Raw genomic sequence first — 24,283 nt, 5'->3', positions numbered from 1 at the left:
CCCGCCGCCGGCCGGGTCCGCACCACCGGCCGGCCGACCCGCCGAGAACTCGGTGGGCCGGCGGTTAGGCGCGGAGGTCGGGGGTAGGGACTCCGCATGCGGGTGCGACGGGGCTCGCGGGACGGCACCGTCCGCGGCGCGACCCGTTCCCCGACGACCGGGCCGGCCGATGGAGGAAGACATGCGCATCGCGATGATCTCGGAGCACGCCAGCCCGCTCGCCGTCCTCGGGGAGGCCGGCGGGCGGCACACGCGGGTGGCGGAGCAGGCCGCCGCGCTGGTGCGCGAGGGGCACGACGTCCGCGTCTACACCCGCCGGGAGTCCACCGCCCAGCCCGACACGGTGTCCACTCCGGACGGCTACCAGGTGTGCCACGTGCCGGCCGGACCGGCGCTGCGGATGCCCGGTAGTGAGCTGCTGCCGCACCTGGGTGAGTTCGGGCGCTGGCTGGCCGGTCAGTGGCGCGACGGCGACTGGGTGCCGGACGTGGCGCACGCCCATCACTGGATGAGCGGCCTGGCCACCCTGCACGCCGGCCGGCGCACCGGGGTCCCGGTGGTGCTGACGTACCACTCGCTCGGCACCGTCGAGCGCCGGCACCAGGGCGCCCGGGACACGAGTCCACCAGGCCGGATCGGCTACGAGCGGGCCCTGGGTCGGGCCGCCGACCGGATCGTCGTGCAGTGCCAGGACGAGATCGGCGAACTGGTCCGCCTCGGCGTGCCCCGGTCCCGGATGGCGCTGGTCCCCTGCGGCGTCGACCAGGAGGTCTTCCGCCCCGACGGGCCCGCCGTCCCGCGCGACCCGGCCCGCCAGCGGATCATCACGGTCGGCCGGTTGGTGGAGCGCAAGGGCTTCCAGGACGTCGTCCGGGCCCTGCCGGCCGTGCCCGACACGGAGTGCGTGGTGGTCGGCGGTCCACCGGCGCGGTTGCTCCCCGCGGACGGCTTCGCCCGCCGGCTCCGGGCGCTCGCCGAGTCCTGCGGGGTGGCCGACCGGGTGAAGCTGGTCGGCGCGGTGCCCCGCGAGGAGTTGGCCAGGTGGTACCGCTCGGCGGACCTCCTGGTGGCCGCCCCCTGGTACGAGCCGTTCGGGCTCGCCCCGCTCGAGGGCATGGCCTGCGGCGTGCCCGTGGTCGGCTCGAACGTCGGCGGCATCGCCGACACGGTCGTCCACGGCCTCACCGGCGACCTCGTGCCGCCCCGGGACCCCCGGGCGCTGGGCACCGCGATCCGCCGGCTGCTCGCCGACAAGGTCCGCCGCTTCGCGTACGCCACGGCGGCGCTGGACCGGATCCGCAGCCGGTACTCGTGGAAGCGCTGCGCCGAGCAGTTGGGCGCCGTCTACGCCTCGGTCAGCACGGCCGCCCGAACCGCCCCGGCCCTGGCCTGACGGCCGGCGGCACCGGCAGCCCCGCACCGGCAACCGGCAGCTCGATGCCGCTCCACCGCATCGCCACGGTTCGAGGTGTCAGCCGTTGGCGACTGCCGCCAGGCCTGCTCGATGAGTAGGGAAGTCGGGCGTCCAGCCGAGTTCTCGTTTTGCTCGTTGATTGGACAGGCGGATGTGTGTTCGGACCATGAGGGCGTGAAGGTACGGCAGGACGGCCAGCAGGTGACCGGGGACCGTTCGGGGCGGGGACGCGCCGACGACGTCCGCGATCGCCCGGAAGTAGTCGGTGAAGGTGACCGGCTGGTCGTCGACGATGTTGTACGGCTGACCGGGCCGGCCGGAATCGAGCGCGGCCATGGTGGCCGCGGCGGCGTCGTGGATGTGGATGACCGAGGTGGTGCCGCTGGGACGGAGAGCGGGCAAGAGCCGCCGCTTCGCCAGGTGCATCAACCGTCTGGTGGCCGGTTCCGGGCCGTAGAACATGCCGTAGCGCAGGGCGATGCCTTCGATGCCGGGCGCATGGAGAACCTGATCCTCGTTCGACCGCATCGCGCGCATGTGTCGGTCGATTCCAGGATGCCCGGTGAGTTCGGCGAAGGGATGATCCTCGCCGAGTGGCTCCGCACCGTGGTCGCGGTAGCCGTACCCGAGGAAGAACGACTGGGTGACGAATCGACGTGCGCCGACTGCGGCTGCCGCGCGGAGGAGGTTGGCCGTGCCATGATCGCGTAGCGCGTCCGTGGCGTACAGACTGCGGTGGAAGAGCGGCACCCCGGTGATCGCGGTCGCCTGATGGATCACGGCGTCGACTTGCCGGCCATCGAGCGCGGTGAGCAGATCCTCGACGTCCATGACGTCGGCTTGCACCGGCAGCACGCCCATCGACGTCAGCCGGACGGCGCCTGCGGCCGTCCTGGTGACACCGAGCAGTTCGTGTCCAGCGGCCACCAGCATGGGCAGCAAAGCGGTGCCGAGGGTGCCGGTCGCCCCGGCGAGCAGGATCCTCATGCCGGAACCTCCAGCCGGTCGTCGGCGCACCGCCGGAGTTGCCGGACCCGCGCCGCCCACGCGGCCAGTCCCACCACCGACATCGCCAGCAGGAGCCACGGGTCGGAGGTATTGCCGCCCAGGTCCAGATCGACGGCATGGTTGACAGCGTGGAGGCCGCTGGTGAACGTGAATCCGGCCAGGACGACCGCCAGCGCGTCGCGCCACCTCAGGGCGCACAGCATCATCATCCCGATGCCGATCTGGAAGACACCCGCGTCATGCAGGAAGTGCACATGGTTGGGCCAGTTGGCGTATCGGGCGAAGCTTTCCGGATCCAGCCGGGCCCACGAGCCCGTGCCCAACATCGACGCCGCCGCCAGCACGACCGAGGCTTTGGCGAACACACCCTTCGGCATTCTCGTCACTCCTTCCAACGGTGTTCGCCCATAGAAGGAGCAACCAGGCCGCCCTGTGACGCGGCCACGGTGTGACGCGACGCACGTCACATCCGGGAGTCGAACTGCATTTCATGGAGGAGACCTGGCTGGCCTGGGCCGGTGTGGACGCTGAGCACCTGGAACACCCTCGGGCCCATCTGGTGCGCATCGCCGTGCGGCAGGCCCTGGCCCGGCTGCGTCGGAGGCGAAGTGCCAGAGAGGAGTACGTGGTGCCTTGGCTGCCCGAGCCGCTGCCTCCTTCCGCCGATCCGGTCAGCCTCTTCGCCACCGGCGGATGGCCATCGCCATCGGGGTGACGAGCCTCAGGTCTCGCGGGCCCCGTCCCCTCGCTTACTCCTGCGCGGGGCCGAGCGAGCGGATGCCGGCAAGTGCCACGTGGGTGGCGCGGAGCAGCGCTCGCAGCAGTTCCTCGGGTGCGGGGTCGTGGGGCAGCGTGGCAAAGGCGACGGTCACCATCGACCCGACGAGTGCGCCGACCGCCGCCGCCGCGTCGCCCTCCTCCAACTCGCCGGGGAACGCGTCGAGCAACGCAGCCGTGAGTTGTTGCTGGGCGGAGACGATCCGGCGCAGCGCGCCGGCCTGCAGAGCAGGCGTGGACAGCACCACGCGCACGCGCCGGGTCGCCAAGTCGCTGGTCAGGTCGCGGGCCGCCGCGCCGGATGTCACCGCCGACCGCACCGCACGGAGCAAGACGTCGGCGACGGTCTCCCCCGGGTGACGCGTGGCGACCATCGCGACGATCTCGTCGACCCGCGCCTGCGAGTCGGCGAAGAGAACGTCCTCCTTGCCGGGGAAGTAGGCGAAGAAGGTGCGTGGTGCGATATCGGCGGCCGCAGCGATCTCGGCGATCGTCGTCTCGTCGTAGCCCTTGGTGGTGATGAGTTCGATCGCAGCGGTGATCAGCGCCGCGCGGGTGCGTTGCTTCTTGCGCTCGCGCAGACCAATCGGATGTGTCATGCAGGTGATGCTACCGCTTGCGCACACACTGCATTCATGTACTCATTGCATAGTTGCACTGCATGCGGTTTACTGCGGCGATGGAACGTCCCCTGGACCGACTTGGCCGTCTCTGCGCACGACGGCCTTGGCGCACTCTCGTCCTCTGGTTGCTCGCCGCCGGCGTGCTCCTCGGCGTCGGGCAGGCGGCCGGGAGCACATTCGTCAACGACTTCCGGGTGCCCGGCACCGAATCCCAAGAGGCCACGGATGTGGCCCGTGACCACTTCCCCACGTTCGGCGTGGTCAGCGCGACAGTCGTCTGGAGCGCCGAAGAGGGGAGCCTCCAGGATCCGGCGCGGCAGGCCGCCGTCCGGCAGATGATCGAGGCGATGCGCGGGCAACCCGACGTCGCGGCGGTCGACGATCCGTTCCCAAGCCCGGACGGTCGGGCGGCGATGGTCAACGTCGACTACGAGAAGGAGTTGGGCGAACTCGACGGCACCCACTACGAACGGCTGCGTGAGGCGGCCGAGCCCGCTCAGGACGCCGGCCTGCGGGTGGAGTTCCGCGGTGCCGTCGTCGACCTGGGCACAGAGCCCACCACGTCCGCAGCGGAACTCGTCGGGGTCGGCGCCGCGCTACTGGTGCTGATCATCGCCTTCGGTTCACTGGCGGCCGCGGGCCTGCCGCTGCTCGTGGCCGGCGTCGGCATCGTGGTCGGCACCGCGATCGTCCTACTCATCGGCCTGATCGTGGACATTCCGACGTCGGCGCCGATCATCGCGGTCATGCTCGGCCTGGGCGCCGGCATCGACTATGCGCTGTTCGTCCTGAGTCGATTCAGATCGATTCTCGCGCACGGTGAGGACAAGGTGCGCGCCGCCGGGCACGCCACGGCGGCCGCTGGGCATGCGGTGGTCTTCGCGGGCGGCACGGTCGTCGTCGCCATCCTCGGCCTCAGCTTCGCGGGCATTCCGTTCGTGGGGGCGATGGGAGTCGCCGGCGCGGTGACGGTGGCGGTGATGGTCGTCGCCGCGATAACCCTGTTGCCCGCACTGCTCGGCCTGCTCGGGCACCGGGTGAACGCGCTGCCCGTTCCCAAGCTGACCAAGAGGGCGCGTGCCTCCGCCGGAAAGCCCGACGACGAGAGCGGCCCGACCTACCGCTGGGGCCGGCACGTCCAACGCCACCGCGTGCTCTATGCCCTGCTCTCGACGGCGCTCCTGCTCGCACTGACGGCACCGGTGCTCTCGCTGCGGCTCGGCACGCCCGACGACGGAATCCAGCCCACGAGGAACACGCAGCGCCAGGCCTACGACATGATCGCCGAGCACTACGGCCCGGGCTGGAACGCGCCACTCGTCATCACCGTTACCGACACGAGCGAGATGGGCGTCAACGCCTTTGCGGGCGCCCTCGCCACCGACCCGGACGTCGAACTGGTCACCCCGCCGACGACGAGCGAGGACGGCGAGATCACGCTGATCACTGCCATCCCCCGGTACGCGCCGCAGGACCAGGAAGTCTCCGACCTCGTCCATCGAATCCGCGACACGATCGGGCCGGATTCCCTGGCGTCCACTGGTGGCACCGCACTCGTCGGCGGCGCGACAGCCGTCGTCATCGACATGGCCGACGTCGTCGGCAAGCGGCTGCCGTGGGTGATCCTGGCCGTGGTCGGCGCCGGCATGGTCCTGCTGCTCTTCATGTTCCGGGCACCGGTGGTCGCACTCAAGGCGGCGGTGATGACGCTGCTGTCCATCGGCGTCTCCTTCGGCGTGATCATCGCGATGTTCCAGTGGGGCTGGGGTCTGGATTTGCTCGGCATCGACAAGTCCGTGCCGGTCATGTCGGCAGTCCCCATGATCCTTTTTGCGGTGCTGTTCGGCCTGTCGATGGACTACGAAGTCTTCCTGCTGTCCGCAGTCCGCGAGTCCTATGACAAGGATCGCGACCCGCACCGCGCCGTCGTTGTCGGCATCGGCACCACCGCACGTGTCATCTCCGCAGCCGCGATCATCATGGCGTGCGTCTTCCTGAGCTTCGTCTCGGTGCCGGAGACGCTCATCCAGATGATCGGCATCGGCCTTGCCACGGCGGTCATCATGGACGCCACCGTCATCCGGATGGTGCTGGTGCCTGCGGTCATGAGCCTGCTCGGCAACGCGGCCTGGTGGCGGCCCGGCCGCAAGCCGGCGCCACGACCGGCGGCGATCGACGGTCCGGCCGACACTCCAGGGACGGTCGGGGGCGAGCAGGACCCCGAGAGTCAGCGCGTGTAGCGCAAGTCCCGCTTCTCGCAAGCGACGAGACCGGGTGGCGCAGCGCACCACCCGGTCCAGTCGGCTCTTGAGCCGAGCCACCGCCGCCGCGGAGCGGCGGTCACCTCACCGCGCCCAGAGCACTTCACCTGGGTACGCGCCAGCGCGCACCGCTGGCAGCCCGGTGGCCCGCTTCGCCACGGCCTGCCGGCCCCGCTGAGGCACCTTCAGCTCACGGTCGTCCCGCTGACGCCACGCCGTCGCCCCTACACTCCCCCGGGCGGCGTACCCCGCCGCCCGGGGCCCGGTCACTCGTCGGTCTCGACGGGCACCATCTCGCCGTTCCGCTCGACGCGGGTCTCGCCGCGCTCGGGCGGCGGTGGCACCTGGGACGTCGTCTTGCGCGGATCGTTGCCCGGGTGCATCAGCACCGCGTCGGTGGAGGCGGTCTTCTCCCGGCTCTCGTCGGGCTGCGACATCCTCTTCCCCTCTCGCTCGGATCGTCCGTCCCGCGATCTACCCGCACCGGCCCCGCCGACTCCTCCCGGCCGCTCCCCGTCACCGGCGACCGCCGCCGCCCGGACGGGTCCGCGCCTCGGCGCGGGGTGGTGACGCCGCCGGTTCCCGGTCTTCCCCGGTATCCGCGTGACCGCGCCCTATCGGCAGACGACGGACGCGATTAGCCGACCGGGCGGCGGGTATGCCGCAGCGCCCGACACGGTGGAAGGGGATCAGATGTCCGAACGGCACACCGCACTGCGCTCGATGCACGATCTGGGCCTGGCGGCCTGGTTCGGGGGCTCCCTGATGGGAGCGTTCGGCGTCAACGGCGCGGCGGCACAGATGAACGACTCGACCCAGCGGTTGCCGATGGCCTCGGCCAGCTGGGCCCGGTGGACGCCGGTGAATGCGGCCGCCATCGGGGCCCACCTCGCGGGCGCGGTCGGCGAACTGGTGACGGAGAGCCCCCGGGTGGCGGCGCAGTCGGGAGTCGCCCGGGCCAGCACCCTGAAGACCGCGCTGACGGTCGGCGCGCTGGCGGTCACCGGCTACAGCCGGATGCTCGGCATGAGGCTGGAGAAGTCCGGCGGCCCGTCGGTCGAGGGGGTCACCGAACCGAACTCGCAGACGCCGTCGAACGTGGCGTCCTGCCAACGCCAGATGCGGATGCTCCAGTGGGCGGTGCCCGCGCTGACGGGGGCGCTCATCGTGGTGACCGCGTACATGGGCGAGCAGCAGAAGCCCGGCGAGGTGTTCCGGGGGATGCTCGGGCGCGCGGGCGGGCTGCCGAAGGGGATGGGTGCGCTGAAGACGATGGGCGCGGCCAAGAATCGGCGGATGGCGATGTCCGGTCGCTGACCGCGACGTGCCCACCGGCGTCCCGCCGACCGCTCGGCGGCGGGACGCCGTTCGGCGTCCCCGGTCGGGCGGGGCGTGTCCGCCTCGCCAGCCACCGCCGGGGGCGCCGGCGCAGGCATGACCGGCCCCGGGACGGGCAATCGGGGCCCGTAGCGGCGGACCCGACCAGCGAGGTGACCATGGCGGCAGGAGACGGACGCAGCGGGGGCAGGCGCACACCGGAGTCGGTCACCCCGTGGGTGACCAGGGACGGCTTCGACGCGGAACCACCCTGGGGCACCGGCGAGCACGACCCGATGGACGAGGGCAGCGAGGAGACCGCCGTGCCGGAGGGCCGGCGCGGGGACCGCCGCGCCGGCGAGCCGGCGGGGCCGTCCGGGAAGGGGGGCCGGCACGGATTCGGGCCGGTCGAGCCGACCCGTACGCTGCCGGCCGGACCCGGCGCGCCCCCGGACCCGGCGCCGTCCCGGCGGACCTTCCCCGACGCCGCCGACGTCGAGGAGCGTACGGAGGACGCGCTGCGGACCAGGGGCCGGCGCTCCTGAGCGGCGTGGGCGGCGGCGCGGCACGTCCCGGCCGCCCCCGACCTCGGGGGCGCGGCCCGGTCGAGCCCCGACCTCGGGGCGCGGCCCGGTCAGGCCCCGGGTCCCGCCGCATGCAGCAGCCGGAGCTGACCGATCTCGGCGGCGTTCTTCATCAACTCGGCGTTGACCCAACCCAGCATGTGCGTCACCGTGTGCCCGGCGTCGTCCTGCCACGGGAACGGCGCCGTGCGGTCGAGGTCGGCGTCGGTGAGGCGGTCGAGGACACCGAGCCACTCGGTACGCAGGCCGCGCAGCCAGGCGACGGTCGGCTCGCCGACGCCCGGCCATGCCACGTCGCCGCGCTGTCGTGGCGGCCGCCCCTGGAGGTGGTCCGTGGCGACCGTCCACCACCAGCCGATGTGCCAGGTCAGCCAGCCGATCGTCGGGACCGGAACCGGGTCGGGTTCGGTGTCGGCCCAGTCGGGCGTCCAGCCGCCGTCGGGGGCGCGACGCACCGCCCAGCAGTGCCCGGCCGGCTCCCACAGGAAGTCCACCGGGTCGAGGCGATCGAGGTGGTATGCGAACAACGACCACGTCAGGTCGAACTGCCAGCGCAGGAGCGCGCGAGAGGGTGCCGCCACACGGCGATCATGTCGGAGCCCACCCGGCCCGGTCGATGGAATTAGTTCCGCGGGCCTGCCGGCACGGCCGCGCGCCCGCCGTCAGGACGGCGACGCCGCCCCCGCCCGCGCCGGACGGCCCCGCCCCACCGGCTCCACGCCCAGCAGTTCGGCCAGCCGTTCCGCGTCGCGCTGGGCCTGGTCGCCGCAACAGTTGTTGAACAGCGCGTGCAGCTCGCCGGCCTGCCCGGCCAGCTCGGTCAGCAGCTCCGCCCAGCGGCGCAGTTCCTCGTCGCCGTACGCGTAGCGGAACTTCTCCTGCTTGTCCCCCGTCCCCCAGGCGCTGCTGTGCCCGTGGAAGCGGACGACCGCCAGCTCCGCCGTGGCGAACAGGATGGGCGGCACCGACGAGGGATGCCCCTGTGGCATGTCCACGCAGACGAACGACAGGTCGCGCTCGCGCAGGAAACCGAGCGTGTCCAGCGCCGCCGTGCCGTCGAACCAGGACCCGTGGCGCAGCTCGACGGCGACCCGCCACGGCCGGCAGCGCTCGGCCAGCTCGGCGATGCGCCGCTCGGCGGCGGCGCCGCGGGCCAGCCATGGCGGGAACTGGAGCAGGACCGCGCCGAGCCGGTCGGCCGCCGCGATCGGGTCGAGCGCCGCGCGGAACCGGTCCCACAACTCGTCGTACGCGGCCGCCGGCAGGTCCCGGCGGCGGATCCGGCTCGGGCCGCCGGCCGGACGCAGGTCGCGGGGCAGCGCCGCCACCGGGGTCGGGTGGCCGGTGAAGAGGCTGAACGCCTTGACGTCGAAGGTGAAGCCCTCCGGCGTGGCGTCGACCCAGCCCTGCGTCGTCTCGGGCACGGGCACGGCGTAGTAGGAGGTGTCGACCTCGACCAGGGGGAACCGCCCGGCGTAGAAGCCGAGCCGGCCGGCCGGGGTGTTCGCCGCGCGCGGGTACCACCCGGAGCGCAGCAGCATCTGGTCCGCCCAGGACGACGTGCCCACCTTGATGACACCCATGTAGTTCAGTGGATCGCGGATCGGACGAATCGGCAACCGCTGGCGGAAACCGGCCACGACAGGACGCGGTTTCTGTCGGTGGCCGGCCCTATCCTGAGCCCCGTTCTGACGTCCGTGAAGAGGGGTGGCGGTATGACCACGACAGAGCAGCTGACCGGGGAGCGGGCCGATCTGGTGGAGACGCTGCGCCGGCACCGCGGCTTCCTCCGGCAGACCGTCGCGGGGCTCACCGACGAGCAGGCCGCGACCCGCAGCACGGTCAGCGAGCTGTGCCCGGGGGGTCTGATCAAGCACGTGACGCAGGTCGAGCAGCGGTGGATGTGGTTCGCCGTGGGTGGCGCCGAGGCGATGAACAGCGAGCCCCTCGACTGGGCCGGCCAGTTCCGCATGCACGACGGCGAGACGCTCGCCGGGCTGCTCGCCGACTACGACCGGGTGGCCGCCGCGACGGACGAGCTGATCGCCACGCAGGACCTCGACGCCGCCCACCCGCTGCCGCAGGCTCCCTGGTTCGAGCCCGGCGCGAGCTGGACGGTCCGCCGCGTCCTGCTGCACCTGATCGCCGAGACCGCCCAGCACGCGGGGCACGCCGACATCCTCCGCGAGGCCATCGACGGCGCCAAGACCATGGGTTGACGCCGCCGGGCGCGGTCGCGCCCCGCTCCCCGGCCCGGTGGTTGTCGGAGGTCACACTCCCGCCCGTGTGACGTCCCGGCACCCGGCGGCGCTGAGGGACACGAGATGAAAGCACACCGGATGGACCAGGAGACCGTCGAGCGGCTGCTCGGCGGTCCCGTCGTCGACCCGCAGGACGCTCCGCAACCTGTCGCGTCGCTCCTGACGGCGGTCCGTGCCGCACCCCGCGCCGCTGAGCTCGCCGGGGAGGACGCCGCGGTACGCGCGTACCGGCTGGCGCGGGCCGGCACCCCCGTCGGCGGGTCCGAGCGGAGTCGCGGCCGTGCCCTCGCCGGCTTCGGCGTCCGCGCCGCGCTGGCCGGTGTCGCTCTCGCCGTCACCGGCGGGGTGGCCTTCGCCGCGGCCGGGGGCACCCTGCCCGGCCCGCTGCGTGGCCCCGCCCCCACCACCGCCGCACCCGCGCCGCCCGCACCGCCCCCGGTCGTCTCCCCCACTCCGGGCTCCGGCCGGCCATCCGCGCCGCCCACCACGGCGGAGGGTCGGCCCGACCCGAGCGCGTCGCTGGCGAGGCTGTGCCGGGCGTACCGGACGGACGGCGACGGCCCCGACCGCACCCTGGACAAGCCGGCCTTCGACGACCTCGTCCGGGCGGCCGGCGGGCGCGGCAAGGTGGCCGCCTACTGCGACCGCCTGCTGCCCGGCGAGTCGGCGCGCCCCGGGTCACCGGGCACACCGGCCGACCGGCCCGGCGGCACCCCGACCCTCCAGCAGTCCGGGCGACCGACGACATCGCCCTCCGTCCCGGCCGGCCGACCCTCGGCGCCCGGCTCCCTCCAGGACCCGCCCGGCGACGCCCAGGTCTCGCCCGGCGACGTCCAGGTCTCGCCCGGCGACGGTCGCCCCACACCGGGCAGCGGCGACGGGCGCTGACTCATCGCCCCATCCCTCCGCGGGGCACGGCCTCTGTCCGCGTGACGGGCCCCGGCGCGCGGTCAGGGAGGGGTGCCGGGTGGGCGGCGAACGCCGCGCGCGGGCGGCTCGATCGGTCGGTCGGTGGGAGGCGACAGGCACCGGCCGGTGCTCGACCGGTGACCTCGATCGCCCCGGCTGGTAGCTTGCCCCGATGAGTCTGCGGCGTCGACGCGTGGCGGTGGTCTTCCGCCTGGCGATCGTGATCAGCGTGCTGGCCGGGATCGTGCTCACCGCGCTGGGTCCCGCCACCGTCACCGGCCTGCTGCCGTACTTCACCATTCAGAGCAACGTCGCCGTCGGGCTCCTCGCCGGATACGCCGCCTGGCTGGCCTGGCGGGACCGTCCCGAGCCGCCGTCGCCGCTCAAGGGCGCGGTCACCCTCTACATCACCATCACCGGCGTGGTCTACCACCTGGTGCTCGCCAACCCCGCCAGCCCGTTCGCGATGCCGCAGCCCGACCGGGCGCTCGGCGAGGCGCTGGGCAACCAGTTCCTGCACACCGTCGTTCCGCTGCTCGCGGTGGCGGACTGGGCGCTGTTCGACCGGCGGGGCCGGCTCCGCCCGCGGTACGCGGCGTGGTGGCTGGCGTTCCCCCTGGGCTACCTCGGCTTCGCGCTGGTGCGAGGGCTGGTGGTCGAGCGGTACCCGTACCCGTTCCTCGACGCCGGGGAGCTGGGCTACGACGGGGTGGGCGTCACCGCGGTCGGCTTCGCCGTCGCGTTCTGGCTTCTCGGCCTGCTCTTCGTGGGCGTCGACCGGGGCCTGGCCCGCCGTGCCGGGGCACCGGCCGCCCGCGCCACGGCCCCGTCCGCGGTGGCCGCCCCGGCGCAGCGGTCGGCGGCCGTCGATTCCGCCCCGGCGTCGGGCGCCACCCGGGACGGCCGGCCCGACGCGCCGGCCGTGCGGTGACGAGCACCCTCGGGGTGAGCCCGACTCACCCGGACGGGGTGAGACACCGGAGCCGGCGGGCAGGGTGGCCCGCTTCGACGCCGCAGGGCTGCGGCCACCGGGAGGCGGGTCGTTTGGCCGTGTGTTGAGCGGGCAGGCGGCGGACGGAGCCGGAGACCGGAGGACAGGAGACGTTTCATGCGCGCGCTGCGGTTGCCGAACTGGAAGTCCGAACCCGAGCTGGTCGAGGTCGACCAGCCGACCCCGGGGCCGGGGCAGGTGGTGGTGAGGATCGGCGGCGCCGGCGCATGCCACTCCGACCTGCATGTCATGCACGAATTCGAGCCCGGCGTCGTGCCCTGGAACCCGCCGTTCACCCTCGGCCACGAGAACGCCGGCTGGGTGCACGCCCTCGGCGACGGGGTGACCGGGCTGACGGAGGGCCAGCCGGTGGCCGTCTACGGCCCGTGGGGCTGCGGCACCTGCGCCCGCTGCCGGGTGGGCATCGACCCGTACTGCGAGAACGTCGCCGAGGCGCCGGTGCCGGGCGGGGGCGGCGGCCTGGGCCTGGACGGCGGCATGGCCGAGTACATGCTGGTGCCGCACTCCCGGCACGTGGTGCCGCTGCCCGAGGGGCTCGACCCGGTGCTGGCGGCGCCCCTGACCGACGCGGGACTCACGCCGTACCACGCGATCCGCCGCTCCTGGCCGAAGCTCGGGCCGACCAGCACCGCCGTGGTGATCGGCGTCGGCGGGCTCGGCCACGTCGGCGTGCAGATCCTCAAGGCCACCACCGCGGCCCGGGTGATCGCCGTGGACACCCGCGAGGAGGCGCTGAAGCTCGGCGCGGAGTGCGGCGCGGACCTCACCATGCTCTCCGGCGCGGACACCGCCCAGGAGATCCGCCGGGCCACCGGCGGCCGGGGCGCCGACGTGGTGCTGGACTTCGTCGGCGCGGACCCCACCCTCGCGCTCGGCGCCGCCGCCGCCCGCACCGTCGGCGACCTCACCATCGTCGGCATCGGCGGCGGCACGCTGCCGGTCAGCTACTTCGGCGTGCCGTACGAGGTGAGCATCCAGACCACGTACTGGGGCAGCCGGCCGGAGCTCATCGAGGTGCTCGAACTGGGCGCCCGGGGCATGGTGAAGCCGAAGGCCAGTACCTTCCGGCTCGACGAGGCGGTGCTGGCGTACCGGAAGATGCGGGACGGCACGCTGGAGGGCCGGGCCGTCGTCGTGCCCTGACCCCCGCGGCTAAAGTGATCATGTGGTCGCGGCGCTGGAGCTCTACCTGGACACCGCCGCCACCCGACGGATCCGCGTGCTCTGGGACGCGCTGGAGGCCGAGGGTGTGCAGAGCATGCGATCGCTGCTGGAGCAGCGCCACCGGCCGCACGTCTCGCTCGCCGTCGCGCCCCGCTTCGACCCGGAGCGGGTCGCGGCGGCGCTGCGCGGCACGGTGGTGGCCGCGCCGCTGCGGCTGAACTTCCAGCACGCCGGTCAGTTCGTCGGGCGGGTGCTCTGGCTGGGCCCGACCCCCACCGCCGAACTGCTCGCGCACCACGCCGAGGTGCACGGCCGGCTGGCCGAAGCCGGCATCGGGCTGGTCGAGCACTACCAGCCGGGGCGCTGGGTGCCGCACTGCACGCTGTCGATGCGGGTGCCGAACGCGCTGATGGCCGCCGCCGTGCGCCGCTGCCTGGAGGTGCTGCCGCTGGAGGCGACCGTGGTCGGCGCGGCCCTCACCGACCACGCCCGGGGCATCTCGGTCCCGCTGCCCTAGCGGCTCGGACCGGGTGACCGGACGCGCCGCGTGGAGCCCGCCAGCGCGCTACCACGCCCGAGGCCCCCGCCGGAGTGCCGCCACGCCGCGGCCCGTCGGGTGCCCGTCATGACCGCACGGTGCCGGGTGCGGCGACGGGGTGCGGCGGCTCCCCGGCGGGCGGGGCGTCCCGGGCCGCCACGCGGCGCCGGGTCAGCGCCACGCCGGCGAGCACGACGACCATCCCGACGACCGTACGCGGCGTCAGGTCCTCGCCGAGGAACACGGCCCCCAGCGCCACCGACACCACCGGCAGCAGGTACCCGACGGCGGCGGCGTTCGTGGCGCCCTCCTCCGCGATGACCCGGAAGGTGAGGTGGAAGGTGACCGCCGTGCAGAGCACGCCGAGGGCGACGACGGCCACGGCGGTCGCCGGGGTGGGCCGGGGCACGGCCAGGCCGCCGGCGGGCAGGGCGAGGACGCTCCACCCGGTGGCGGCCACGAGCTGGGCGGCGGACAGCGCGATGGTGGGGCCGCCCCGGCCGGCCAGCTCGCGGCCCATCCAGGCGAAGCCGACCGCGTAACTCGCGGCGGCGCCGAGGATGGCGAGCGAGTCCACGCTGACGAGCCCCGCCCGGCCCCACGGCGCGAAGATCGTCAGTACGCCGACGAAGCCGAGCAGCAGCCCGGTCAGCCGGACCGGGCGGGGCGCCCGCTCCGTGCCGAGGGCCACCCCGAGCAGCACCGACCAGAGGGGCGTCGTGGCGTTCAGCACGCCGGCCACTCCGGAGTCGACGGTCCGCTGCCCCACGCTGAACAGCGCGAACGGCAGTGCGTTGCAGAAGAAGGCCGCCACCACCAGGCGGCCCCAGGTCGCCCGGTCGCGGGGCAGGCGGTGCCCCGCCCAACGGCAGGCGACCACCAGCGCGGCGGCGCCGAGGGCGCACCGGGCGACGGTGACCTGGGCGGGGGACAGCCCCTCCAGGGCCACCTTGATCCACAGGAAGGTCGAGCCCCACAGCAGGGCCAGTACGCCCAACCGCGGCACCGCCCACGGTCCCCCGCCCATCGCCACCTCCGTCGCGCCCGCTCCGCCGTCCCGGTCCACCGTGCCCGGGTCGACCCGACAGCACAAGTGAAGGTTTCTGCCGCACTGTTAAGGTCTGCTACATGCTCGACGTACGGCGGATGCAGGTCCTGCGGGCGGTGGTGACCAGCGGATCGGTGACGGCCGCCGCGGCGCACCTGGGCTACACGCCGTCCGCCGTCAGCCAGCAGATCGCCGCACTGGAGAAGCAGGCCGGCACGGCGCTGCTGGAGCGGTCCGGCCGGGGCGTGCGCCCGACGGCCGCAGGGCGGCTGCTCACCGAGCACGCCGCCGTCATCAGCCGGCACCTCGCCGAGGCGGAGACCGCCCTCGCCGAGTTGCGGGCCGGGCGCACCGGTCGGCTGGCGGTCCGCTACTTCGCCACCGCCGGAGCCGCCCTGGTGCCGCCGGCGTTGGCCCATTTCCGCCGCGAGCACCCCGACGTCCGCGTCGACCTCCGGCTGGTCGACCCGGACGATCCGCTGCCAGAGGTGGAGCGCGGCGAGGCCGACCTGGCCATCGTGGTCCACCGCCGGGGGCAGGCCCGCGACGGCGTGCGGCTCGTCCACCTGCTCGACGACCCCTACCTGGCCGTCCTGCCGCGGGGGCACCGGCTCGCCGGCACGCGGGTGCTCGACCTGACCGACCTCGCCGACGAACCCTGGGTGGGCAGCGAGCCCGCCGGCCCGTGCCGAGAGGCCGTGCTGGACGCCTGCGGCGCCGCCGGCTTCAGCCCGGCCGTCGCCGTCGAGAGCGAGGACTACCCGACCACGCAGGCGTTCGTGGCGGCCGGGCTCGGGGTCGGGGTGGTCCCGCGCACCGCGCTGGACAGCCCGCACCCCGACGTGGTGGTCCGCCCCCTACGCAGCCCCCGGCCGGTTCGGGCGATCCACGCGGCCGTCCGGGACACCGCGCCGGACCAGCCCGCCCTGCACGCGCTGCTCGACGCGCTCCGGCACGCCGCCGCGGCGCGTCGCTGACGCCTCCCCCGGCCTCCGCCGGGCGCGGCGGCGGGTGGCGGACCGGCCCCGTTTCCGCGCGGGACCGGTCCGGGCGTCAGCCCTTGCGGCCGGTGGTGGCGATGCCCTCCACGAAGTGGCGCTGGGCGAGGAAGAACAGCACCAGCATCGGCACGGTCGCGAGGACGCTGCCCGCGAGCACGATCTCCCACTGCTGCTCGCCGCCGTAGCCGAAGCGGTCCAGCACCACCTTCAGCCCGCGCGGCAGGGTGTACAGCTCCTCGTTGCGCAGGTAGATCAGCGGCTTCATCAGGTCCGTCCAGCTCGCCTTGAACTCGAAGACGAAGGCCACCAGCAGGGCGGGACGGATCAGCGGGAAGGCCAGCTTCCAGAACAACTGCGGGTAGCTCGCCCCGTCGACCCGGGCCGCCTCGAAGTACTCGCGGGGCAGCGAGAGCAGGAACTGCCGCAGCAGGAAGACGTAGAACGCCGAGCCGAACAGGTTGCCCGCCCACAGCGGCACCTGGGTGTCGGTCAGCCGCAGCTCCGACCAGATCAGGTACGTCGGGATCATGGTGACCGCGAACGGCAGCATCATCGTCGCGAGCACCAACCCGAACAGGAAGTTCCGCCCGGGGAACCGGAAGTACGCGAACCCGAACGCCACCCACGCGCTGGACAGCGTCACCGCGGCCGCCGCCGCGACGCCGACCACCAGGCTGTTGAGCAGCCAGGTGACCAGCGGCACGGCCTGCCACGCCTCGGCGTAGTTCCCCGGCGCGAACGGGGTGGGCAGGAACCCCGTGGCGAAGACGTACTCATGGGGCCGCAGCGAGGCGCTGACCAGCCAGACGAACGGCACCATGAACACCACGGCGGCGCCGACGAGCGCGAGCACGAACAGCACCCGCTGCCAGAGCGGCCGCCCGGCCTCCCCGGCCGCCGGCTGGCGGTCGGCGGCCGACGGCGCGGCGGCGGCCACCGGGGCGGCGACCGTCCGCTCGACCGCGGCCGTCACGGCCGGCCTCCCTCGGCCCGGCGCGCGCGGGCCACGCGCCGCCCCCGGTTCTCCGTCACGGCCGGTCTCCCTCGTAGTACACGAAGCGGTTGCTGAGCTTCACCTGCACGAGCGTGATGATCAGGATGATCACGAAGAGCAGCCAGGCCATCGCGGAGGCGAAGCCCATGTGCAGGAACTGGAACGCCTCCTGGAACAGGTGGATGACGTAGAACGACGCGGCGTCGCTGCTGAACGAGCCCTGCGTCTGCCGGTTGCCGAAGTACATGGTGTAGACCTCGGTGAACATCTGCAGGGACGCGATGGTGTTGACGATCAGGGTGAAGAAGAGCGCACCGGAGATCATCGGCAGCGTCACGTGCCGGAACCGGGCCCAGCCGCCGGCGCCGTCGATGCTCGCCGCCTCGTACAGGTCGCGTGGCACGTTCTGCAGGGCGGCCAGGTAGATGATCACGGTGGAGCCGAGGCTCCACAGGCTCATCAGGACGATGCCGGGCATCACCCAGTCGGGATCGGTGGTCCAGCTCGGACCCTCGATCCCGACCAGGGCGAGGCCACGGTTGATCAGGCCGTCCTGGGTGTTGAGCAGGAGCAGGAACAGGATGCCGACCGCCACCGCCGGGGTCATCACCGGCAGGTAGAAGACGGTACGGAAGAAGCCCTGCAACCGCCCCACCCGCTTGAGCAGCAGCGCCAGCCCCAGCGAGATGGCCATCACCAGCGGCACGTGCAGGACGGTGTAGTAGACGGTGTTGCCCAGGCTGCGGGCCACCATCGGGTCGGCCATCAGCTCCCGGTAGTTGTCCAGGCCGGTGTACCGGGGCGCGTTGATCACGTCGTACTCGGTGAAGCTGAGCCAGGCGCTGGCGATCATCGGGCCGGCGTTGAAGACCAGGAACCCGACGATCCAGGGCGCCAGGAAGACGTACGCCCAACGCGCCTCCCGCCGGGCCAGCGGCGTACGACGCCGCCGGCCGGCGGGGGCGGGGACGGTGGTGGTGGCCATCCCCCGGGCCTACTTCGTCGCCTTGTCCAGCGCGGCGGTCGCCTCCTGCTGGGCACGGGCCAGCGCCTCCGCCGGCTGCGCCTGGCCGGAGAGCACCCGGTTGACGGCGTCCGTCCAGGCCTTGTCGAACTCGGCGCCGGCGGGCGAGGCGGGCATGGCGAACGCGGCGTCCTGCACCGAGCGGATGGTGGCCACCGCGTCGTCGAACCGCTTGTTGCCGGTGGGCTGGTAGAGCTCGTCGAAGATCCGCTTGTCGGCCGCGACGTTGCCCGTGTAGACGCCGGTGAACGGCTGGCCCGCGGCCTTGCGCGCGTCGGCGCGGGCCTTGGCCGCGGCGACCCAGGTGTCGGTGGCGGTCACCGTCTTGGCGAAGGCGCACGCCGCGTCCGGGTTCTTGGCGCCCTTGGGGACCACCCATGCCTGCCCGGAGGAGAGGGTGACCGGCTGGCCCTGCCGGTCGACGAAGGGCTTGACGACCAGCTCGGCCTTCGGGCTGTTCTTGGCGGCCTGGTTGAGGAACCACTCCTCCATCGGCCAGGCGACGATCTGGTTCTTCGCGAGCGGGTTCTGCGCGCCGAAGAAGTCGAAGGTGTCCCGGAAGGACTTGAACTTGCCCCAGCCGCCCTGGTCCTGGATCAGCTTCAGGCCGGTGGCGAGCGCCTCGACCACCTTCGGGTCGTCGAGGTTCGCCTTCGTCCCGTCGGCGGAGAGGAGGTCGACCCCGTTGGCCTTGGCCCACATGGGCAGGAACTCGGGGATCTTCGGGTCGATGCCGATGCGGGAGAGCCGGCCCCCGGTGACGCTGGCCAGCTTGGCGTTGAGCGCCGGCAGCCCCGCCCAGTTCGCGAGATCGACGTCGTCGGGAGTCAGGCCGGCCTGCCGGAGCAGCGCCTCGTTGAGGTAGACCACCCGGACGCTGGAGAACTCGGGGATGCCGTAGACGGTGCCGTCGAGGGTGACCTGCTCCTTGGCGGCGGGCCGGTACTGCCCCATGTCGATGCCCTGCTTGTCGACGCAGTCCGTCAGCGGCTGGATGGAGCCGCGCTTGGCGTAGGTGCCGATCAGCTTGCGGTCCATGTAGACGAGGTCGGGCGGGTTACCGGAGGCGACCGCGGAGAGGAACTGCTGCTCGTCGAAGCTCCCCTCGGTGATCTTCAGATCGACGTCGGGGTGCTCGCTCGTGAACGCGTCGACGCGCGTCTTGGCGATCTCGTCGGACAGGCCGAAGCCCATCGTGCTCAGGGTGCCCTTGGTGGCCGTGCCACCGCCCCCGTCGTCGCCACCACCACCGACGCCTCCGCAGCCACTGAGCGCCAGGGCGAACACCCCGACGAGCGCAGCCGCCCGCATCATCCGTGTCATGACCGTTCCTCCCGAGAGCCGGCGGGCGGCAGTGCCCGCGCCAGCGCACCTTCTCCGGTCCTCGGGATCCTCAAACGTCGTCGGAGGAATTGGCGTCCGGGGGATGCGACCCACGCCGCCGGGATGTTCCCGCCGCCGGCGGCCGGCCCGTTCCCCGCCCGGCCGCCGGTGTGGTCAGGAGGACTGCGGGGTGAGCAGGTAGTCGTCGGCCTCCGGGCTCCACCGCAGGTCGACGATCCCGCTGGTGGCGGCCGCCTTACAGAACTGGAGGAAGCTGCGGTAGCCGAGCTTCTTCTCGCTGAAGTCGGGCCGCGCCCTGCGGAGCTGGTTCTTGAGGCCGGACAGCGCCACCGCCCCCTCATCGCCGGCCAGGTCCGAGACCACCGAGCGGAGCAGCCCGAACGCCACCTCCCGGTCGCCGTGCTCGGGCAGGGACACCTCGGGGTCGCCCTTGGCGGGGCCCTCCCCCAGCTCGACGACGGTGTGCCGGGCGAGGTGCCGCAGCAGTTCGCCGAAGGTGCGGAACCCGTAGTCGGACTCGCTGAACGTCGGGTCCTTCCTGAGCAGGGTGCGCTTCAGCGTCGAGGCGGTCACGGCACCGCTGGAGCTGCCCTGCAGGCCGGCCACGGTCTGCGCCACCAGCACGGCGAGCGTGTCGACGTCCCGGGCGGCCTCCTCCGCCGCCGGCTGCGGCTCGGGCTCCTGCTCCTGCTCCGGCTGCTGCACCTCCGGGCTGGGCAGCCGCGCCGGGCGGCCGCGCCGGCCCCGCGTCGGGGGGATGTCGACGCCCTCCAGACGGTCGTAGTAGAGGAACTCGTCGCACGCGGGCGGCAGCAGCGCCGACGTCGACTTCTCCACGCCGACCCCGATGACGCGCTTGTTCAGCTCGCGGAGCTTGTGCACGAGGGGCGTGAAGTCGCTGTCGCCGGTGCAGATCACGAACGTCGAGATGTACCCGCGCTCGAAGGCCAGCTCCACCGCGTCGACGGCCATCTTGATGTCGGCGGCGTTCTTGCGGGAGGCGCCCATGCGCTGGGGTATCTCGATGAGTTCGACGTGGGACCGGGTGAGCATCCGGCGGTCCTCGTCGAAGTACGACCAGTCGGCGTACGCCCGGCGCACCACCACCCGCCCGCGCTCGGCGAGGGCGTCGGCGATGGGGCGAAGGTCGAAGGCCGCGCCGCCGAGGTGGTCGCGCGCCCCCAGCGCGAGGTTCTCGTAGTCGAGGAACAGGGCGATGCGGTCCTCTTGATCCACGCGAACCACCCTACGCCGCCGGCCGGCGGACGGTCGGCGACGTGGCGGACCGCGCCGCCGCGAATCTCCTGCTGGACGGGCCGCCCGCGGCGGTCCGCCGGTGGTGCGGGGCATGCCCCGGGGGCACGGCCGGGTCGGCGTCCCGCCGCGATGGGCGGCGGCGCGCTGCCCGGCGTCGTTGAGGCGTTGCCGGCCGGCGCGCGGCCGTGCGGGGACGCGAGCCGGCGGCATGACGGCAGGCGGGCACCTCCCTCAGGCACCAGTCACAGCCGGGCGCCTCCCTCAGGCACACAGTCGCTGCCGCGCGAGGAACTTGGGCACGACCATCCGCCAGGCATCCGTCACCAGCTCCGTCATGTGGTCCCGGTCGAGCCGGTCGAGACGGCAGCACGCCCAGTGGAAGCGCAGATCGGCCGTGCCGGGCAGGAAGAACAGGTCCGGATCGCTGGCGACGAGCCCGGCGCGCTCCTCCTTCGGGTAGCCGAACCCCATCGTCGTCTCGTCCCGGGAGAACGCGACGTAGACGATGGCGCCGACGCGGAACTTCACGCGGTCCCGGACGAGGTGTTCGGTGGTCCGTGGCAGGGTCAGTGCCAGTGCGCGGACGTCGGCTACGGTGACCATGCCCCGACGGTAGCGGCCGGCCGGGCCGAGAAAGGCCGCGCCGGCGATCCGCGCGCCCGAATGTTGCCCTCCCGCTCTCCCGGCGTTCACGCCCATACCGCTAGCATCGCTGCTCATGAATACGAAGAGCAGTGCCCGCTCGCGGCCCCGAAGGCTCGCGACCGCCTTCGCGCTGGCCGCCGTGCTCGTGGCGCCCGTGGTGGTGACGACGGCGGTGGCGTCGGCCGCCACCACCCTGACCGTGGCCCAGGCGCTCGCCACGCAGGACGGCCGGACGGCGACCGTGACCGGCTACGTGATCGGCCAGCCGACCAGCAACACGACCGTGCTCAGGTCGGGTTTCACGTCCGACACCGCGATCGCGATCGCCGACACGGCGGCCGAGACCAGCCCGAGCAGGATGCTCTACGTCCAGGTCACCACCGCGTACCGGAGCACCTTCGGGCTGCTCACCAACCCGGGCCTGCGGGGCCAGCGCGTCACCGCCACCGGCACCCTGACCGCCTACTTCAGCCACGGTGGCCTGAAGAACCCGACGGCGATGACCCTCGGCGGCGGTGGCACGCCCTCGCCGACCCAGTCGCCGACGCCGAGCCCGACCACCACCGCGCCCGGCGGCGGGTACGACTCCACCTACTACGCCAGCGCGATCGGCAAGACCGGCCCGGCGCTGCGCAGCTCGCTGCACTCGATCATCAAGGTGCACACCAAGCTCTCCTACGACCAGGTGTGGGAGGCGCTACGGGACACCGACCAGGACCCGGCGAACACCAGCAACGTGATCCTGCTCTACAGCGGCCGGTCGCAGAGCAAGACCAGCAACGGCGGCGGCGTCGACGACTGGAACCGCGAGCACGTCTGGGCCAAGTCGCACGGCGACTTCGGCACCGCGACCGGCCCGGGAACCGACGTCCACCACCTGCGGCCGACCGACGTCACGGTCAACTCGACGCGGGGCAACAAGGACTTCGACAACGGCGGCAGCCCCGTCGCCGAGGCGCCCGGCTGCTACACCGACGCCGACTCGTGGGAGCCGCGCAACGCGGTGAAGGGCGACGTGGCCCGCATGATCATGTACATGGCGATCCGGTACGAGGGCACCGACGGCTGGCCCAACCTGGAGATGAACCAGTCGGTCAACAACGGCACCGCGCCGTACCACGGCCGGATGTCGGTGCTGCTGCAGTGGAACCAGCTCGACCCGCCGGACGCCTTCGAGAAGCGCCGCAACCAGCGGATCTACGAGCGCTGGCAGGGCAACCGCAACCCGTTCGTCGACCACCCGGAGTGGGCGACGGCCATCTGGGGCTGACCGCCGCACCGCCGCCGCGGCCGGTCCCCCTACCCGGGGGGCCGGCCGCCCGTGCGTTCGCCGTGGTGGTGGCGTGCCGGGCCGTGCCCGTCCTCCCGGTCGATGCGCAGCTCCCGTTCGAGTTCCGCGATGACCGCCCGCAGGTCGTCCAGCCGCTGGGTGAGCGCGATCCGGTCCACCTCGTCCGGCACGCCGTCGCCGTCCTCGTCGTAGTCGGGCGACAACCGCTCGGTCATCTCCAGCCGGCGGGCCTCCTCCATCGAGTTCACGATGACGGCGATCAGGATGTTAAGCAGCAGGTTCACCGTGATCATCACGTAGCTGACGTAGTAGAGCAGCGTCCACGGCGACACCGCCATGCCCTGCGCGATGAGGTCCGGCAGCGTCTCCAGCGACAACAACACGAACAGCGTCAGCAGGGAACGACCGATGTCGCCGTACTGCTCCGGGTAGCGCTCGCCGAAGATCAGCCAGCCGGCCATGCCGTAGACGTAGAGGGTCACGGCGGCCAGCGCGAGGAAACCGGCCACGCCGGGGATGCTGCGCCACAGCGCCGCCACGATCGTGCGCAGCCCCGGCGAGAACCGCACCAGCCGCAGCACCCGGGCGACCCGTACGAAGCGCAGCAGCGCCGAGTCGCCGTGCAGGCCGGGGATGAAGATCGCCGCTGTCACCAGGAAGTCGAAGACGTTCCAGCCGTGCCGGAAGAAGTCCTGCGGCCGGCGGCCGTACGCCAGCACCCGGATGGCGATCTCGACGACGAAGACCAGCCGGAACAGCCACTCGCACCAGTGCAGGGCCCGTCCCGCCGTGCCGAGGTCCGGGTACGTCTCGACGCCGAGCACCACCCCGTTCGCCATGATGATCACGACGATGAGCACCTCGAACGGCCGCGACCGGGCGATCCGGGCGCACCGTTCCGCCACGCCCGGCGGGCCCTCGGGCGCCGCCGCCGAGCCGCCGCCCCGCTGGGTGGGCAGGGACGGGCGGCTCACCGCCCCCACACCCCCGTGCCGCTGCGGGCGGCTAACAGGTCGTCGGGCAGGCGCGGGACAGGCATGCGGACAGCCTAAGGCGCGCCACGGACGCGGTTGTCCGCCGCGTTCAGGCGCTCGGGCCGGGGCCGGCCGGAGCTGTGCCGACGGGCCTCAGCGCGGCCGGGCGTACGCCAGCGGCAGCGGCGTCGGCTGGCCCTCCCAGGCGCCGGTCAGCGTGGCGCCCTCCGGCCGGCTCCCGCCGTCGAGGCGACGCACGACGGCCAGGTCGACGGCATCCGTGACGATGAGCGTCGGGTCGTCCGGCACCACCTGACGCAGCGCGCCCACGGCGGGGGCGTCGGCACCGGGGGCGCCGCCGCCGGTGATGGTCATGCTCGGCTCGCGGCGTTCCAGCCGGCCGTCGATCTCGATGAACTCCTCCGCCTGACCGGCGCCGGCGAGCACGGCGCCCGCGAGCGCCGCGACGTAGACGGGGTCGCCGCAGCCGTCGTACACCCAGCGCCGGCCGAGCACCGAGTGCTCCGTGGTGCCGACCAGCCACTCGTCGCCGCCCTCGAGCGGAGCGCCCCGGTACGTGAGCGGGACCTGGTGGACCGGCCCGTCGCCGGCCCGGACGAGCATCGTCTCGATGCCGACCTCGCCGGCCGGGTCGTCGAACCGGTAGGCCGCCACGCGGACGACGTCGGCGTCGTCGGGCCCCTGGTACCAGGGCCGGCCGGGCAGCCACGCCGCCAGGAGTTCCAGTTTCGACGGGTGCAGTTCCGCCCGGTGCAGCAGCGCCATGCGCCGAATCCTAGAGCCATCCTCGCGATCCGCGCGCCCCGGCGAGCCGCC

General features: G+C 73.2%; 25 protein-coding genes. 11 read left to right on the top strand and 14 right to left on the bottom strand.

Translation table 11 applies throughout. The features are described 5' to 3' along the window. Nucleotides 1–181 precede the first annotated feature (181 nt). Entirely contained in the window at nt 182–1,393 is a 1,212-nt protein-coding gene (locus ACFY23_RS20770) for a glycosyltransferase (RefSeq protein ID WP_350683536.1), read from the top strand. A 78-nt stretch (nt 1,394–1,471) separates the two neighbouring features. On the opposite strand, the gene ACFY23_RS20765 is transcribed toward ACFY23_RS20770, so the two are convergent. The 3 genes from ACFY23_RS20765 to ACFY23_RS20755 all read right to left on the bottom strand — a co-directional run bounded on the left by ACFY23_RS20765 (nt 1,472) and on the right by ACFY23_RS20755 (nt 3,798). After that, nucleotides 1,472–2,401 (bottom strand): NAD(P)-dependent oxidoreductase, encoded by a 930-nt coding sequence (locus ACFY23_RS20765; RefSeq protein WP_350683534.1) that lies wholly within the window; start codon nt 2,399–2,401, stop codon nt 1,472–1,474. Next, nucleotides 2,398–2,799 (bottom strand): hypothetical protein, encoded by a 402-nt coding sequence (locus ACFY23_RS20760; RefSeq protein ID WP_350683532.1) that lies wholly within the window; start codon nt 2,797–2,799, stop codon nt 2,398–2,400. Before ACFY23_RS20760 ends, ACFY23_RS20765 begins: the two co-directional genes overlap by 4 nt. Before the next feature lie 372 nt (nt 2,800–3,171). Then, a complete protein-coding gene (locus tag ACFY23_RS20755; RefSeq protein WP_350683528.1) occupies nt 3,172–3,798 on the bottom strand; it encodes a TetR family transcriptional regulator in 627 nt (208 codons plus the stop codon). Nucleotides 3,799–3,947: 149 nt separating this feature from the next. Here ACFY23_RS20755 and ACFY23_RS20750 point away from each other — a divergent pair, with 149 nt between their 5' ends. After that, on the top strand, nt 3,948–6,062 hold the full coding sequence (locus tag ACFY23_RS20750) for an MMPL family transporter (RefSeq protein ID WP_350683526.1): 2,115 nt from the start codon (nt 3,948–3,950) through the stop codon (nt 6,060–6,062). Between the two features lie 287 nt (nt 6,063–6,349). Here ACFY23_RS20750 and ACFY23_RS20745 read toward each other — a convergent pair whose 3' ends face one another. After that, nucleotides 6,350–6,520 (bottom strand): hypothetical protein, encoded by a 171-nt coding sequence (locus tag ACFY23_RS20745; protein WP_350683524.1) that lies wholly within the window; start codon nt 6,518–6,520, stop codon nt 6,350–6,352. A gap of 256 nt (nt 6,521–6,776) precedes the next feature. On the opposite strand from ACFY23_RS20745, the gene ACFY23_RS20740 reads away from it, so the two are divergent. Both ACFY23_RS20740 and ACFY23_RS20735 read left to right on the top strand, forming a co-directional pair. Continuing rightward, nucleotides 6,777–7,400, top strand: coding sequence for a hypothetical protein (locus tag ACFY23_RS20740; RefSeq protein ID WP_350683522.1), 624 nt, complete (start codon nt 6,777–6,779; stop codon nt 7,398–7,400). 179 nt (nt 7,401–7,579) lie between these two features. Beyond that, complete coding sequence (locus ACFY23_RS20735; RefSeq protein WP_350683520.1) at nt 7,580–7,945, top strand: hypothetical protein; 366 nt, start codon at nt 7,580–7,582, stop codon at nt 7,943–7,945. An 89-nt stretch (nt 7,946–8,034) separates the two neighbouring features. On the opposite strand, the gene ACFY23_RS20730 is transcribed toward ACFY23_RS20735, so the two are convergent. Together ACFY23_RS20730 and ACFY23_RS20725 are read right to left on the bottom strand one after the other, a co-directional pair. Continuing rightward, nucleotides 8,035–8,565, bottom strand: coding sequence for a DinB family protein (locus ACFY23_RS20730; protein ID WP_350683518.1), 531 nt, complete (start codon nt 8,563–8,565; stop codon nt 8,035–8,037). Nucleotides 8,566–8,646: 81 nt separating this feature from the next. Beyond that, on the bottom strand, nt 8,647–9,567 hold the full coding sequence (locus ACFY23_RS20725; protein WP_350683517.1) for a DUF72 domain-containing protein: 921 nt from the start codon (nt 9,565–9,567) through the stop codon (nt 8,647–8,649). Between the two features lie 132 nt (nt 9,568–9,699). Between ACFY23_RS20725 and ACFY23_RS20720 the strand changes: the two genes are divergently transcribed. The 5 genes from ACFY23_RS20720 to ACFY23_RS20700 all read left to right on the top strand — a co-directional run bounded on the left by ACFY23_RS20720 (nt 9,700) and on the right by ACFY23_RS20700 (nt 13,847). Continuing rightward, nucleotides 9,700–10,203, top strand: coding sequence for a DinB family protein (locus ACFY23_RS20720; protein WP_350683515.1), 504 nt, complete (start codon nt 9,700–9,702; stop codon nt 10,201–10,203). Between the two features lie 120 nt (nt 10,204–10,323). Further along, entirely contained in the window at nt 10,324–11,133 is an 810-nt protein-coding gene (locus ACFY23_RS20715; protein ID WP_350683514.1) for a hypothetical protein, read from the top strand. Between the two features lie 193 nt (nt 11,134–11,326). Then, complete coding sequence (locus tag ACFY23_RS20710; RefSeq protein ID WP_350819207.1) at nt 11,327–12,085, top strand: Pr6Pr family membrane protein; 759 nt, start codon at nt 11,327–11,329, stop codon at nt 12,083–12,085. Nucleotides 12,086–12,262: 177 nt separating this feature from the next. Further along, nucleotides 12,263–13,309 (top strand): NAD(P)-dependent alcohol dehydrogenase, encoded by a 1,047-nt coding sequence (locus ACFY23_RS20705; protein WP_350687420.1) that lies wholly within the window; start codon nt 12,263–12,265, stop codon nt 13,307–13,309. A 22-nt stretch (nt 13,310–13,331) separates the two neighbouring features. Then, nucleotides 13,332–13,847 (top strand): 2'-5' RNA ligase family protein, encoded by a 516-nt coding sequence (locus tag ACFY23_RS20700; RefSeq protein WP_350687422.1) that lies wholly within the window; start codon nt 13,332–13,334, stop codon nt 13,845–13,847. A 106-nt stretch (nt 13,848–13,953) separates the two neighbouring features. Here ACFY23_RS20700 and ACFY23_RS20695 read toward each other — a convergent pair whose 3' ends face one another. Next, nucleotides 13,954–14,895, bottom strand: coding sequence for a DMT family transporter (locus ACFY23_RS20695; protein WP_350819206.1), 942 nt, complete (start codon nt 14,893–14,895; stop codon nt 13,954–13,956). Nucleotides 14,896–14,996: 101 nt separating this feature from the next. Here ACFY23_RS20695 and ACFY23_RS20690 point away from each other — a divergent pair, with 101 nt between their 5' ends. Further along, nucleotides 14,997–15,893 (top strand): LysR substrate-binding domain-containing protein, encoded by an 897-nt coding sequence (locus ACFY23_RS20690; RefSeq protein ID WP_350819204.1) that lies wholly within the window; start codon nt 14,997–14,999, stop codon nt 15,891–15,893. Nucleotides 15,894–15,969: 76 nt separating this feature from the next. Here the strand turns inward: ACFY23_RS20690 and ACFY23_RS20685 are convergent, their stop codons facing one another. The 5 genes from ACFY23_RS20685 to ACFY23_RS20665 form a co-directional block, all read right to left on the bottom strand. Further along, a complete protein-coding gene (locus tag ACFY23_RS20685) occupies nt 15,970–16,890 on the bottom strand; it encodes a carbohydrate ABC transporter permease (RefSeq protein ID WP_350681412.1) in 921 nt (306 codons plus the stop codon). A gap of 55 nt (nt 16,891–16,945) precedes the next feature. Further along, a complete protein-coding gene (locus tag ACFY23_RS20680) occupies nt 16,946–17,896 on the bottom strand; it encodes a sugar ABC transporter permease (protein WP_350681414.1) in 951 nt (316 codons plus the stop codon). Nucleotides 17,897–17,905: 9 nt separating this feature from the next. Next, nucleotides 17,906–19,258, bottom strand: a complete 1,353-nt coding sequence (locus tag ACFY23_RS20675) for an extracellular solute-binding protein (protein ID WP_350681416.1) — start codon at nt 19,256–19,258, stop codon at nt 17,906–17,908. 174 nt (nt 19,259–19,432) lie between these two features. After that, a complete protein-coding gene (locus ACFY23_RS20670) occupies nt 19,433–20,515 on the bottom strand; it encodes a PIN domain-containing protein (protein WP_350681418.1) in 1,083 nt (360 codons plus the stop codon). Between the two features lie 282 nt (nt 20,516–20,797). After that, nucleotides 20,798–21,139, bottom strand: coding sequence for an MmcQ/YjbR family DNA-binding protein (locus ACFY23_RS20665; RefSeq protein WP_350681420.1), 342 nt, complete (start codon nt 21,137–21,139; stop codon nt 20,798–20,800). 115 nt (nt 21,140–21,254) lie between these two features. On the opposite strand from ACFY23_RS20665, the gene ACFY23_RS20660 reads away from it, so the two are divergent. Further along, nucleotides 21,255–22,451 (top strand): endonuclease, encoded by a 1,197-nt coding sequence (locus tag ACFY23_RS20660; protein WP_350681422.1) that lies wholly within the window; start codon nt 21,255–21,257, stop codon nt 22,449–22,451. A 29-nt stretch (nt 22,452–22,480) separates the two neighbouring features. Here ACFY23_RS20660 and ACFY23_RS20655 read toward each other — a convergent pair whose 3' ends face one another. Both ACFY23_RS20655 and ACFY23_RS20650 read right to left on the bottom strand, forming a co-directional pair. Beyond that, nucleotides 22,481–23,446: an ion transporter gene (locus ACFY23_RS20655; RefSeq protein WP_350681424.1), complete on the bottom strand. Its 966-nt coding sequence runs from the start codon at nt 23,444–23,446 to the stop codon at nt 22,481–22,483. 153 nt (nt 23,447–23,599) lie between these two features. After that, nucleotides 23,600–24,232, bottom strand: a complete 633-nt coding sequence (locus tag ACFY23_RS20650; RefSeq protein WP_350681426.1) for a hypothetical protein — start codon at nt 24,230–24,232, stop codon at nt 23,600–23,602. Nucleotides 24,233–24,283 lie beyond the last annotated feature (51 nt).

The organism is Micromonospora sp. NPDC000121 (assembly GCF_042899165.1).
Taxonomy (GTDB): domain Bacteria; phylum Actinomycetota; class Actinomycetes; order Mycobacteriales; family Micromonosporaceae; genus Micromonospora.
Note: the sequence above shows the minus strand (reverse complement) of the source record. Positions and strands in the feature narration are given on the sequence as shown.

Excerpts from the sequence above, each read along its gene's own strand:
- ACFY23_RS20770 (WP_350683536.1), top strand. The coding sequence starts at position 182 with ATGCGCATCGCGATGATCTCGGAGCACGCCAGCCCGCTCGCCGTCCTC.
- ACFY23_RS20765 (WP_350683534.1), bottom strand. The coding sequence starts at position 2,401 with ATGAGGATCCTGCTCGCCGGGGCGACCGGCACCCTCGGCACCGCTTTG.
- ACFY23_RS20760 (WP_350683532.1), bottom strand. The coding sequence starts at position 2,799 with ATGCCGAAGGGTGTGTTCGCCAAAGCCTCGGTCGTGCTGGCGGCGGCG.
- ACFY23_RS20755 (WP_350683528.1), bottom strand. The coding sequence starts at position 3,798 with ATGACACATCCGATTGGTCTGCGCGAGCGCAAGAAGCAACGCACCCGC.
- ACFY23_RS20745 (WP_350683524.1), bottom strand. The coding sequence starts at position 6,520 with ATGTCGCAGCCCGACGAGAGCCGGGAGAAGACCGCCTCCACCGACGCG.
- ACFY23_RS20740 (WP_350683522.1), top strand. The coding sequence starts at position 6,777 with ATGTCCGAACGGCACACCGCACTGCGCTCGATGCACGATCTGGGCCTG.
- ACFY23_RS20735 (WP_350683520.1), top strand. The coding sequence starts at position 7,580 with ATGGCGGCAGGAGACGGACGCAGCGGGGGCAGGCGCACACCGGAGTCG.
- ACFY23_RS20725 (WP_350683517.1), bottom strand. The coding sequence starts at position 9,567 with ATGGGTGTCATCAAGGTGGGCACGTCGTCCTGGGCGGACCAGATGCTG.
- ACFY23_RS20720 (WP_350683515.1), top strand. The coding sequence starts at position 9,700 with ATGACCACGACAGAGCAGCTGACCGGGGAGCGGGCCGATCTGGTGGAG.
- ACFY23_RS20715 (WP_350683514.1), top strand. The coding sequence starts at position 10,324 with ATGGACCAGGAGACCGTCGAGCGGCTGCTCGGCGGTCCCGTCGTCGAC.
- ACFY23_RS20710 (WP_350819207.1), top strand. The coding sequence starts at position 11,327 with ATGAGTCTGCGGCGTCGACGCGTGGCGGTGGTCTTCCGCCTGGCGATC.
- ACFY23_RS20705 (WP_350687420.1), top strand. The coding sequence starts at position 12,263 with ATGCGCGCGCTGCGGTTGCCGAACTGGAAGTCCGAACCCGAGCTGGTC.
- ACFY23_RS20695 (WP_350819206.1), bottom strand. The coding sequence starts at position 14,895 with ATGGGCGGGGGACCGTGGGCGGTGCCGCGGTTGGGCGTACTGGCCCTG.
- ACFY23_RS20690 (WP_350819204.1), top strand. The coding sequence starts at position 14,997 with ATGCTCGACGTACGGCGGATGCAGGTCCTGCGGGCGGTGGTGACCAGC.
- ACFY23_RS20680 (WP_350681414.1), bottom strand. The coding sequence starts at position 17,896 with ATGGCCACCACCACCGTCCCCGCCCCCGCCGGCCGGCGGCGTCGTACG.
- ACFY23_RS20675 (WP_350681416.1), bottom strand. The coding sequence starts at position 19,258 with ATGACACGGATGATGCGGGCGGCTGCGCTCGTCGGGGTGTTCGCCCTG.
- ACFY23_RS20665 (WP_350681420.1), bottom strand. The coding sequence starts at position 21,139 with ATGGTCACCGTAGCCGACGTCCGCGCACTGGCACTGACCCTGCCACGG.
- ACFY23_RS20660 (WP_350681422.1), top strand. The coding sequence starts at position 21,255 with ATGAATACGAAGAGCAGTGCCCGCTCGCGGCCCCGAAGGCTCGCGACC.
- ACFY23_RS20650 (WP_350681426.1), bottom strand. The coding sequence starts at position 24,232 with ATGGCGCTGCTGCACCGGGCGGAACTGCACCCGTCGAAACTGGAACTC.